The 240-nt window shown below is 54.6% G+C and carries 1 protein-coding gene; it reads left to right on the top strand.

All coding sequences use genetic code 11. From position 1 onward, the window contains the following. Nucleotides 1-27: 27 nt before the first annotated feature. A partial coding sequence (locus tag ACYP03_RS27770; RefSeq protein ID WP_459782907.1) for an AAA family ATPase occupies nt 28-240 on the top strand: 213 nt, incomplete at its 3' end.

Raw genomic sequence — 240 nt, 5'->3', positions numbered from 1 at the left:
AATGGTTCCCGGACCAAGGATAACCCCATGTATCTGTCGCACTTCGGATTTGAACAGTTCCCTTTCCGGTTAACGCCGGATACCGGGCTGTTTCATGCACTGCCGCCGCATTTGGAAGCGATCAAAATGACCCTGTCTGCACTGGCGATGGGGGAAGGGTTTATCCAGATCTCCGGAGAAGTCGGGACAGGAAAAACCCTGGTCTGCCGAATGCTGGTCAGGCAGTTACCTGCCCGGTAT

The organism is Photobacterium sp. R1 (genome assembly GCF_054600795.1).
Note: the sequence above shows the minus strand (reverse complement) of the source record. Positions and strands in the feature narration are given on the sequence as shown.